Annotated in this window: 9 protein-coding genes; 4 read left to right on the forward strand and 5 right to left on the reverse strand. The window is 50.0% G+C overall.

Annotated elements, in window-relative coordinates:
- Positions 1 to 18 precede the first annotated feature (18 nt).
- The 3 genes from BGO59_RS22760 to BGO59_RS22770 all read left to right on the forward strand — a co-directional run bounded on the left by BGO59_RS22760 (position 19) and on the right by BGO59_RS22770 (position 2,043).
- Entirely contained in the window at positions 19 to 384 is a 366-nt protein-coding gene (locus tag BGO59_RS22760; RefSeq protein ID WP_293687036.1) for a cupin domain-containing protein, read from the forward strand.
- Positions 385 to 426: 42 nt separating this feature from the next.
- Positions 427 to 930 carry a GNAT family N-acetyltransferase gene (locus tag BGO59_RS22765; RefSeq protein ID WP_293687038.1) on the forward strand — a complete coding sequence of 168 codons (504 nt, stop codon included), beginning with the start codon at positions 427 to 429 and terminating at the stop codon, positions 928 to 930.
- 105 nt (positions 931 to 1,035) lie between these two features.
- Complete coding sequence (locus tag BGO59_RS22770; protein WP_293687040.1) at positions 1,036 to 2,043, forward strand: bestrophin family protein; 1,008 nt, start codon at positions 1,036 to 1,038, stop codon at positions 2,041 to 2,043.
- A gap of 19 nt (positions 2,044 to 2,062) precedes the next feature.
- Here the strand turns inward: BGO59_RS22770 and BGO59_RS22775 are convergent, their stop codons facing one another.
- Positions 2,063 to 3,097, reverse strand: a complete 1,035-nt coding sequence (locus tag BGO59_RS22775; protein WP_293687042.1) for an MBL fold metallo-hydrolase — start codon at positions 3,095 to 3,097, stop codon at positions 2,063 to 2,065.
- A gap of 136 nt (positions 3,098 to 3,233) precedes the next feature.
- Here BGO59_RS22775 and BGO59_RS22780 point away from each other — a divergent pair, with 136 nt between their 5' ends.
- Positions 3,234 to 3,887 carry a response regulator transcription factor gene (locus BGO59_RS22780; RefSeq protein ID WP_293687044.1) on the forward strand — a complete coding sequence of 218 codons (654 nt, stop codon included), beginning with the start codon at positions 3,234 to 3,236 and terminating at the stop codon, positions 3,885 to 3,887.
- Positions 3,888 to 4,204: 317 nt separating this feature from the next.
- On the opposite strand, the gene BGO59_RS22785 is transcribed toward BGO59_RS22780, so the two are convergent.
- The 4 genes from BGO59_RS22785 to BGO59_RS22800 all read right to left on the reverse strand — a co-directional run.
- The gene (locus BGO59_RS22785) at positions 4,205 to 5,371 is read right to left on the reverse strand and encodes a glycoside hydrolase family 88 protein (RefSeq protein WP_293687046.1); all 1,167 of its coding nucleotides are present in this window, start codon (positions 5,369 to 5,371) and stop codon (positions 4,205 to 4,207) included.
- 117 nt (positions 5,372 to 5,488) lie between these two features.
- Entirely contained in the window at positions 5,489 to 7,273 is a 1,785-nt protein-coding gene (locus BGO59_RS22790; RefSeq protein WP_293687047.1) for a hypothetical protein, read from the reverse strand.
- A 68-nt stretch (positions 7,274 to 7,341) separates the two neighbouring features.
- Complete coding sequence (locus BGO59_RS22795) at positions 7,342 to 8,997, reverse strand: RagB/SusD family nutrient uptake outer membrane protein (RefSeq protein ID WP_293687049.1); 1,656 nt, start codon at positions 8,995 to 8,997, stop codon at positions 7,342 to 7,344.
- 22 nt (positions 8,998 to 9,019) lie between these two features.
- Positions 9,020 to 10,757, reverse strand: a 1,738-nt coding sequence (locus BGO59_RS22800) for a SusC/RagA family TonB-linked outer membrane protein (RefSeq protein WP_293687051.1), incomplete at its 5' end; no start/stop codon positions are given.

A 10,757-nucleotide genomic window follows, 5' to 3' on the forward strand; every position in this document is an offset into this window, starting at 1 on the left:
TTTTCTGCCACTTACCGAATGAGCCCAGAGTCGATTAGCCTCATTAACACCCATAACGCTGAGCACTATACGTGGGGCGATCGATGTGATGGATGGCACCTGGTCAAATCTGATGCGCTGAGCATCATTCAGGAGCAGATGCCGCCGGGTACTGCCGAAGTGAAGCACTATCACCAACGATCCCGCCAGTTCTTCTTCATCTTGTCGGGCGAAGCCACTATGGAAATAGGAGCCGAACAGATCGTACTAAAAACAGGTGATGGCGTTGAAATTCCACCTTTAGTCGCCCATCAACTACGGAATGACTCAACCACCGACCTGCATTTCATGGTAACGTCAACGCCCAAGAGCCATGGTGATCGGGTTGTTGTGCCTCAATACTGATCGTTTATTTCTTACGTAAAAACACTAAACAACACATAGTATATGACCATTCGCCTGGCCACTCTGCCCGATTTACCCAATTTACTAGCCCTATTGAAACACGTAGTTCCGCTTATGCATGAGACCGGCAACTTTCAGTGGGATGACCAGTATCCCAACGCAACGGTCTTTACACAGGATATTGAAAAAGGTCAATTGTGGGTCGCTGAAATCGACGGGCAGATAGCAGGTGTAGCTGCCCTGACCGAAGACCAGGAACCTGAATATGCGCAGGTTGGTTTCGACCTGAGCCAGCGAGCTGTAGTTACACACCGCCTGGCCGTTGATCCTTTTTTCCGGGGGCAGGGCGTTGCAGCCGCTTTATTAATGCAGGCCGAGCAACTCGCCCTGGAGCGGGGCATTAAGTTCCTACGCATCGATACAAACTCCGAAAACCAGTCGACGCAAAAGCTATTTCCCAAGGTTGGCTACGTATATGCCGGAGAGATCACCCTTGGCTTTCGGCCCGGTCTGCGGTTTCTAGCTTACGAAAAACGGCTATCTTGAATCATGTATGTTCCTGAAGTCGATGTTCTGGACTAGCTGCTATATTCTTTTGATCGCCTGATTAACGCCCTGTACTTAACGAGCCTTCACAAATACCTCTGTCTTATGCATGCCGGACAAAAATACACGTTGAAAGAGTTCCTTTTCTGGACCCGCCGAACGATCTACTGGCTCTTAGGAATTAATGTAGGCGTTACGTTTCTCTATGAAGTTATAGGCCTTAAATGGATTGGAATACCCTGGGTACCGATTGCGCTACTGGGTACGGCAGCCGCCTTCATTGCCGGTTTTCGAAACAACGCTACCTATGCCCGTGCCTGGGAAGCCCGGCAGATTTGGGGAGGAATTGTCAATAGCAGCCGTAGCCTGGGGATCATGGTTCGCGACTTCATACGGGCTCCAGCCTCCTCTGAGGATACATCAAAGCAGATTCATCAACAGCTCATTTACCGACATATTGCCTGGCTGACGGCTCTTCGATTTCAGCTACGAGAACCACGAACCTGGGAAAATATGGATAAGCCGTATAACATCGAATATCGCCAGAATTATAAGGTAGCTGAACGGGAAGGCAATTTGTCGGATGAACTTCGCAGGGTATTACCGAGCGAAGAAACCGACTATGTTCTGAGCAAGAAGAACCGGGCTACACAACTCATCAGCCTTCAGTCTAAACAACTACGAGACCTGGTTGATAAAGGATGGCTTGAGAATTTTCGCTATATCGAGCTAGAGCTAATGCTGAAAGAGCTATACGAACATCAGGGCAAAAGTGAGCGAATCAAAAACTTTCCGTATCCCCGGCAATTCGCTACCATCAGCACGCTGTTCATTCGATTGTTTGCCTGGATGGTGCCGTTTGGCCTCCTGAAAGAGTTCGATAAACTGGGCGAGCATCTGGTGTGGCTTACGGTTCCGTTTGGCATGCTGGTATCCTGGGTGTTTATGAGCCTTGAGCAAGTGGGCGAGAGCACTGAAAACCCATTTGAAGGTAGCGCTAACGACGTCCCAATTACCAACATGAGCCGCACCATCGAAATCGACCTTCGCGAAATGCTCGACGAAACCGACATACCGCCCGCCCTGACGCCTGTACAAAATATTTTACTGTAAAATTCTGCTAGTAAAATCCTTATTTAAACACCATCGGTCGGCCCTCCTGCGGCACCAGAAATTTGCTTTCAGGAATTGCGTGTTCATTTAGTGCTTTTTTCAGATCGTTGGCAGGTTCAAACAAACCGTCGTCCCCTTGTTGAAATGTACCGAAGTGGATACCCACAGCTTGTTGAGCCTTCACATCAATAAATGCCTGAACGGCACCCGCTGGCGATACATGCACTGGCGCCATAAACCACTCGGGTCGATAAGACCCAATCGGTAGTAAAGCCAGTTTTATGGGACCACCTGCCCGTTCGGCCTGTTCAGCAATACGCTTGAAATGTGGGCCATAGCCGCTATCGCCACAGAAGTACGTAATACCAAAACTCGTATGAAGCAGATAGCCGCACCAGAGGGTTTCGTCGCGGTCGCCCATACCCCGGTTGCTGAAATGCTGAGCCTGCGTACAGGTAAGCCGAAGCTTTTCAGTAATCGTCAACGTATCGTTCCAGTCGAGTTCGCGAGTCGTTCGTCCGTCGACCGATTTAGGCAGGTGCGATACACCCAGGGGCGTTACGAAGAGAGGATTGTGAGCTTTAACCAGTTTCTTGATGGTTGGCAGATCGAGGTGGTCATAGTGGTTGTGGCTGAGCAACACCACATCAATCGGTGGTAATTCCTCAAAACGGAGTCCTGGTGGTCGCTTCCGTTTAATCCCTAGCCACGAAGTCGGCCCCACCCTCTTTGACCACACTGGATCGGTCAGGATATTCAACCCGGCCGTTTGAATTAGAAACGTGGAGTGGTTCACAAACGTAATTACCAGGCTATCGCCCTCAATGCGTGTTGCTGGCCGATCTCCAACGTAGGCATCAGGCTGGTCGGGCCAGGGGCCTTTATCCCGATTCAACAGCCACTTCAACAGGCTGCCGGTTCCTCGTTCAGACATACCGGGGTTGAAAAATTTTTTACCATCAAAATGATCCGTTACCGGACCTTTATAGCGCGGTGCGCAGGCCGATACCAGTAGAATCAAACCCGAAATGAGAACAGGGAGCAGGTAATACATGTCATTAATCTACGAATGAATCTGAATATAAATCGTATGTCCTGTTGAATGTTCAAAACTTTCGGGAATTCGCGAATACCAAAACACTCCTTATCTTTGAGTTATACTATTCCCTCTTTTTTAGCCCATACTACTTATGTCCTCGCCAATCCGCGTCGTACTAACGGACGATCACGAAATAATTTTAGATAGTTTATCCTTACTTCTGGGCCGTATCGAAGGTGTAGAGGTCGTCGGTGCGCTAAACGACAGTCGGGATGTAGTCGATTTTCTCCGAGAGCATGAAGTCGATATTTTGCTCACCGATTTGGATATGCCCGACCTGAACGGTATTAACCTGACCTTGCAGGTCCGCCAGCATTTCCCCCAGCTTAGAGTGCTGATGCTTACGGTTTCGGAAGATGCCGATCGTATTCGGGAAGCCTTCCGGGCGGGCATTTCGGGTTATGTGATGAAAAAGGCTGGTAAAGCCGAACTCGAACGAGCGATTAAAACCCTGGCCCGTGGCGAAAAATACTTCTCCGAATCGGTGATGACGCAGTTGATGGCCCTACCCGTTGAATCGCCCCGCCCGACCGACGAAGCCCCTGCCCCACTGGTGCCCCTCACCGATCGCGAAATCGAAATTATCAAACTGGTAGCACAGGAACTATCGACCAACGCCATTGCTGATAAGCTTTTCATCAGTCCCGGAACTGTCGAAACGCACCGACACAACATCCTTCGCAAATTAGGCGTCAAAAACTCCATCGGCATTATCAAATATGCGGTAAAACATGGACTGTTGTGATAACCCCATTCAGCTACTTATAACGGTTTAGTGTTTAAAAGAAAAGATTAGAAGACACGGGTTTTAAAGCAGGCCAGTTCATTTGCACTTACCAGATAGCCATACGCTATATCAGTCGGCACGGAATTCAAAAGCGAACAATTTATTCAATCTTATGATTTGCTTCTTCTACAAGTACTAGTTGAAAAGGAGAGCTAAGTCGAGGTGTAAGTTCGCGTAAACTCCGTACTATGGATACCAGAATAGTCTCTAAGACCAGCGTAAAACGAGCTGATAGGTTGAGGCTTGCAATTCGCTAAAGGGCAGAAGACGGACGGTTAATCCTGAACCAGCGACATCGCACACCAGATCATGGGGGCCTGTCCGTGCAAATCTCCGGTTATACGTTTTCTGTCGAGGTAGTATTGCCGGTCATTCTTCTTGTTTGTCCCTTCGCAAATAGCGCTTAAGTCGCCTTTATCATCCAGGTATCCGCAGAGAGCAATCCAGGCTTTTCGGGCAGCTGGGCCGTAGGTTTTCTCATCTAACCACCCCTTTTTCAACCCCCTGATAAATGCAAATGTAAACATGGCAGAACCAGACGTTTCAGGCCAGGCGGTAGGATCGTCCAGTAGCTGATGCCACATGCCGTTCTTATCCTGGTAGTTCAGTAGCGTTTTCATCATGTTTCTGTAACCCTGGAGAATACGTGGCCGGTAGATGTTGTCTTCCGGGAGAATCGACAGCAGTTCAGTCATGCCGGCAGCGAGCCAGCCGTCTCCTCGTCCCCAATAAAAGGGCACATCATCCGCATGGTAAAACAGACCATTTGGTGTTTGGAGCGTATCCAGATAAGCGATCATCTGCCGCGCTGTCCGATCCAGGTAGGCCGCGTTTTTGGTAGCCCGGTAAGCCTGTGCCTGCAAGACTGTAATCATGTACATGTCGTCCATCCAGAACCGCGTGTGCCAGCTAAATCCCTGACTATACCAGGTTCGGGCCGCAGGAGATAGCTTCCCATATTCGTCCGGCTGCAGCGTTTTGAATTGCTCCACTGCCGGAAAAAGCCCTGGGCCCCTAAACCGCTTATCGTTTGTTTGATTGTAAACTTCCAGCGGAATGATCCCGATTACAGCCCGGTCAACGTCTCTGGGATATGGAACCAGGCTAGCTTCTTCGTTCAGTAATAGCTCAGCCCGTTTGACGAGCCGTTGGTGAAGCTCCTTATCACCCGTTTTTTGGGTAAACACCAAAGCCCCATACCAGGCACAGGCATCAGGATAGGTTATCTCTTTGGGTGGTGTTTCTTTAAAGGCGCCAAAGGTACTGTGCGGCCGTGCCAGAAAGCGCTCAACCAGTCGCTGGCCAACTGCCCTGGGGTCGGCGTTTGCTGGTAAATCGCTGAAAGCCTTGATCGAATGCTGGCTAAATGCATACCGGCTAACGAGCAAAATGCATAAGCCAAGGTAGCATCGCAGGCAGGTAATCCTAGGTTTTTGACTCATTTTTGTGAATCGGTTAGGCCATTTTTTGAAACGTTATCGTTACCCTTACCAGGATGATTCCTGAACAAATGAATAGCTGCTTCACAGCCGTTCAATCTTAGAAAGGGTAGCAGGATGTTATAAATGAGCCGGGAGGGGCTGTACATTCGTTGGGATGTTTACAGACAACCCTTGCCAGCTTGCGTTCATAGTGCCGGGACGTTCCGTGAGGGTTACGGCTTCGCTGGGTAGCTGTTCCATGGATGTACCCATCGAAAAGGAGAATCCCCAGGCGGCTTCTTTTATTTCTTTCAGATCAAATTCTTTTTCAGGCCCGCTGTAAATCACGTAATCGAGCCAGGCCCCGCCCGTATCAGACCCCGTCTCCCAATGCCCCGGATACTGATCAAATACCGCTTTGTAGAGCTGGATTTTAAACTGTAACCCGTCCATGACCAGTGTGATGGGCTGATTGCCATCCTTTGGCAGAGCCAGATTCGGGATACTCGACTGCTTGCCGAACTCGAATCGTAGTCGAAAATCACGGGCTTTTACGCGTCCGCTGGTGATCCGGTCGATGCTAATGTGTTTATCGCCTGCATTGGTGGCCAGGTTAATGCCAGCCAGGATTTTATTTTCCTTTTGCTGACTATAAAAGCTGGCGGAGCTAAAATCATAGTCGTCGTGCAGGAACCGCACCTGTAGATAGTGAGGCTGCTGCACAGTACCCCAGTAGGCTAAAAAAGGTCGACGCTGATTCCACATAGACGACCGGCTGGCCGTCGCCAGCGCAAAGGATTGGGTCATGTAGGCGGTACCAATGATTTGAGGATCAGTACCCTCAAAAACGTCAGTCTGCGTTTTTGGAAAGGTGCCCGATTGAAAATAAGGATATAAATCGCTTGGTAGCGAATGTTTTACACGGTTATAGGTATACGTCTGGCCCGGTTTTATGTCGATGGCCCCTTTAGTGGCTCTGCTGATCAGATCGTAAAACGAATTATTGAGTAATGAACTATAGGCCCGGCTGTGCGGCCCGGCCCACTGACCTGAGGGCGTATGATAATGCGTGGCGACCATTTTCCAGCCCCGATAGTACAATTCATCGATCATACGCTTAGCCGATGGTTCGATGATATGCGCTTTCATTCGGCTTAGCTCGTCAAGGGCTATTATCGTATAGGCTGGGCTGTTGTATTCCGAGAACCCATTCTTTTCCCTGGTGTATGCATAAAAACGGTTGAGCCTGTCTGTTGAATAGGCCTGCATGTCGGCCAGATCAAACAGATGTGAAACCAGGTAAGTCACGTAGGTCCCCATGATGGCAATATTTGTATAGCTCATGGTGATGTTACGCTTCTGGATCGACTGGGCCGCCAGAATCAGTGCGTGCTGAATGCGGGGTTTCAGTCGGGCCGGAATTTTAGCCTGATGCCCCATCCAGACCTCCAGCAGCGTCACTCCATTGAAGTCGGCCCAGTTGAAATCAGGGGGTGATTTTTTGTCAGCCAGCGGCTCTTCCAGGTAATAGCCCCAGATCCCGTATGTTTTTGAGGTCGGTACGGTATCCTGGAGCGATATGCACTTTTCCAGTATATCGAACGCCCGTTGCTCATATTGTTTATCGCCCAGATCCAGCAAGTCGTTGGCGTAGTTAAAAGACGCCCTCACCTGATGGTATCGGCCTGAGGTTGCATCGGTGTGGTAATTATACCCTTTCAGATTGACAAGCACCATTTTCGCTACCGGATCGTAGTTCGGATGGGTACCGGCCAATGCGTTCGCCAGTGCTTGTTTTTCTGGTTCGGACAGGCTTACTGGTGTATATCGTATCGTTGTCGACTCAGCTTGCTGAGTTGATCTTGTCTGCGCTTCGCAAACCTCTGCGGTCAGGAAGAGAAGAAAAAGAAATAGGTTTTTCATTTGGAATATGGCTTAGTAAAGCTTGCTCTGTAGCAAGCTGAAAACGTCCAGGTTTCGTGAGACGGCCCTCAATAGCCTGGGTTCTGGGTTATCTTAGGATTTGCGACCAGTTCGGTCTGAGGGATTGGTAGCAACATCAACCGCTGGTTGAATGAAGTGGGGATACTGGATGATTCGGTGACGCCCCCGTCCCAGCGACGGGCTGTATTGTTATACACCGGAAGGCCCGCTTTCAGCGTCGGTAAAAACGTTCCGAACTGGTATTCCATCATGGATTTCCCATTAGGCGCTTTGATCCGTACCAGGTCAAACCACCGATGGCCTTCCGCAAACAACTCCAATGCCCGCTCATCGACGATTCGCATCCGGAACTCATCTTTCGACAGGCCGGTAGCCAGATTCGCGGGCGTTGTCCGTACCGTACCGCCTGCATTTCTGGCCCGTGCGCGTAGCATATTGAAGGCCGTGTAGGCGGTCGCCGTTGGCCCATTGACTTCGTTTTCGGCTTCCGCCTTAATCAGATAGACCTCTGCCAGTCGGATAATGAACAAGTCATTCTCCTGATTGGAGTTGGATAGGCCGTCACCATCGACGTATTTGTAGATATAGGGCTGATTTTCTGTAAGTTCCGTGCTCGTTGTACTGGCTTTCAGCAAGGGGTACGTGATGACTTTTCGATTGGAGGTATTGGTCCAGGTAGTCAGAAACGATCGTTCGACCCGGTAATCATTCAGGTAGTCTCCGGTCGAATATTTATCGTAGAACCAGGGTTGGACATTGTAATTGGCTACGCCAACTTTGGTGGTTCCCTGTCCGGCTACATTTGGCATCGTCGAGGGCATGAAGAAGCCCGCAAACTGAGAGCCCAAAGCGCCCGTCTGGGAGTCCCGGGTGAAGGCAATACCAAAAATAACTTCCCGATAGGCATCCCGTTCTTTGGCAACGTCCCAAAGGTCGTTGTACGAACCGATCAGTTGGTATTGATTCGAATTGATCACACTGTCGGCATAAACCTGCGCCAGGCTAAAATTGGCGTTACCCGAAGTACCTTTCAGACTCTGATAGCTGGCATACGTCAGATATGCTTTGGCGAGCAAGGCCTGAGCTGCCCCTTTGGTTGCATGGCCAAACTCAGAAGCAGGAAGTGCCGTGCGGGTCAGCAGCGAGGACGAAGCCAGTTTGAAATCCTGGAATATCTGCTCAAATACTTTATCGACCGATGTGCGTTCGAGCGTTAAGTCATCCGTAAGCGAGGTTGCTTTCAATCGGAGAGGCACGTCGCCAAATAACCGGACCAGGTAAAAATAGGAAAAGCCCCGCAGGAAATAGAGTTCCCCTTTAACGCGCGCTTTATACGCTGCATTGATCGATAAAGGCTCTACTTGCTCCAGCAGGTAATTACAGCGATTGATGGTACTGTACAGCGCCTGCCAGAAACCAGCCGTAGCGGGCGTTGAGGAATCCTGGGTCTTAATGGAATAAGGAAGATTGCTGGCGATGCCCGGGCGAATATTGATATCATCGGCTGTCGACCAGAATACAGCGTAATTGCCTTTAAACCCATTTGAGCTTTGCAGTTCGGCATACGTTCCGTTTAAAAATGCCGTCACATCGCTCTGCGTACTTATTGAGTTTTCGGGTGTCAGGGTGTCTACAATTTTTTCCTCAAGGCTACAGCTCGACAACAGTAGGAACGCTATAAAGTAAACTAGTTTATTTTTCATCGTTTTAGGCCTTAGCGGGAGATTAAAAGGTGACATTGAACCCGGTTGAGTAGGTGCGGTATTGAGGAACGGTACCGAAATCGACACCCGGTGTTAGCGAACTGGTGGCATTGGCACTTATTTCCGGATCGTATCCTTTGTAGTGCGTCCAGGTGATGAGATTAGTGGCTGAGACAAAAACCTTCGCATTTCGCAGCCACTTGACGGTGCTGGAGGGTAGGTTGTAGGAGAGGGCAATGTTTTTCAACCGGACAAACGAGCCATCTTCCAGGTAAAAATTGCTCAGCCGCCCCCGGAAAGCGTTTCCGACATTACGGGCCTGAGGATAGTAGTTGCTTGTGCCTTCGCCCTGCCATCGGCCCTGCCAGGCTTCTGTCCGCACGTTGGCACCTGTTGTGTAGGTGAGTGCATCCAGGATGTGCCGATTCAGATTCATGACTTTCTGGCCGATATTGCCCATGAAAAAAACATTGAGACTGAAGGCTTTCCAGCGGAAGTCGTTATTGAAGCCGAATGTGTAGTTAGGGTATGGGCTACCCAGGATCGTCCGGTCAGCCACGGAAATCACGCCATCGTTATTCGTATCCACATATTTGATGTCGCCCGGCGTGGGGTTGGTCGGGTCTTTCGGTCCGGCAGCCACTTCATCCGCACTCTGATAAACGCCGTTGACCTGATAGCCGTAGAAAGCGCCGATCGGAAATCCTTCCAGGGCCGTATTGGCCGGCTGCCCAAGACCTATCGAACCGACCGATAAGTAACTTGCCCCAAACAACTGAATGCCGTTGCCAAGGGTGATGATCTTATTGCGATTGAAGCTGATATTCCCCGACGCGTTCCACTTGAACTCGTTGTTGAGAATAACCGCATCGGCCTCGAATTCAATACCTTTGTTTTCAACTTCGCCCGAATTGGCCGCATAGCTGGTAAAGCCGGTAGAGGTGGGCAGGGATAGGTTGATCAGTAGGTCCGATGTTTTACGGTAGTAGGCTTCAAACGTGAATTTCAACCTGCTTTTCAGGACTGACAGGTCAAGGCCTACGTTTGTTTGACGGGTTATCTCCCAACCCAGATTCGGGTTCCCCAGAGCAGTCGGCGCCAGGGCGGAAACGATGGCGCCGTTAACTACGGTACGCACCGCTCCGATGCGATCGACGGAAGAACCGACACCGATACTCTGATTACCGGATATGCCGTAGCTCGCCCGTACCTTGAGTTCGTCAAAAATTGTCTGACCTTTCATAAAAGGCTCGCTATGGACATTCCATCCGCCAGCAACTGACGGGAAAAAGGCCCATTTTCGCCCTTTCGCCAGGCGGGATGACCCATCTGCCCGGCCCGTTAGCGTAAACAGATAGCGGTTGTCGAACGTGTAATTTATACGTCCTAATACGGATTGGAGTGCCCAGTTCTGGTTACTGTTGACCGGTACGGAAGGGCTGCTGGCTAATTGAAAATTATCGGTGCCGAGTGCCTGCGAAACAAACTGGGTAGCCTGCACACCAAATGAACGGTTGTTCCATTGCTGCCATGTGTACCCGCCTACTGCGCTCACACGGTGTTTTTGGGCAATCGTCTTGTTGAAATTTAAGGTGTTCTCAATCAGGAAATTGAAGCTGCTCGATTCGCCAAAATAGCCGTAACCATTCTGCCGTCCGGCAAACGTTCCGAAAGGCTGAAAGTTGTCCCGCTTGGCACTGATCGAATTGACGCCGGTATTGACAACAAAATTCAAGTCTTTAGTGAACGAGTAAGTCCCT

Source organism: Spirosoma sp. 48-14, assembly GCF_001898575.1.
Classification (GTDB): domain Bacteria; phylum Bacteroidota; class Bacteroidia; order Cytophagales; family Spirosomataceae; genus Spirosoma.

Bases quoted from the DNA above. Each gene is read 5' to 3' on its own strand.
- BGO59_RS22760 (WP_293687036.1), top strand. From the start codon at position 19: ATGAGCCCAGAGTCGATTAGCCTCATTAACACCCATAACGCTGAGCAC.
- BGO59_RS22765 (WP_293687038.1), top strand. From the start codon at position 427: ATGACCATTCGCCTGGCCACTCTGCCCGATTTACCCAATTTACTAGCC.
- BGO59_RS22770 (WP_293687040.1), top strand. From the start codon at position 1,036: ATGCATGCCGGACAAAAATACACGTTGAAAGAGTTCCTTTTCTGGACC.
- BGO59_RS22775 (WP_293687042.1), bottom strand. From the start codon at position 3,097: ATGTATTACCTGCTCCCTGTTCTCATTTCGGGTTTGATTCTACTGGTA.
- BGO59_RS22780 (WP_293687044.1), top strand. From the start codon at position 3,234: ATGTCCTCGCCAATCCGCGTCGTACTAACGGACGATCACGAAATAATT.
- BGO59_RS22785 (WP_293687046.1), bottom strand. From the start codon at position 5,371: ATGAGTCAAAAACCTAGGATTACCTGCCTGCGATGCTACCTTGGCTTA.
- BGO59_RS22790 (WP_293687047.1), bottom strand. From the start codon at position 7,273: ATGAAAAACCTATTTCTTTTTCTTCTCTTCCTGACCGCAGAGGTTTGC.
- BGO59_RS22795 (WP_293687049.1), bottom strand. From the start codon at position 8,997: ATGAAAAATAAACTAGTTTACTTTATAGCGTTCCTACTGTTGTCGAGC.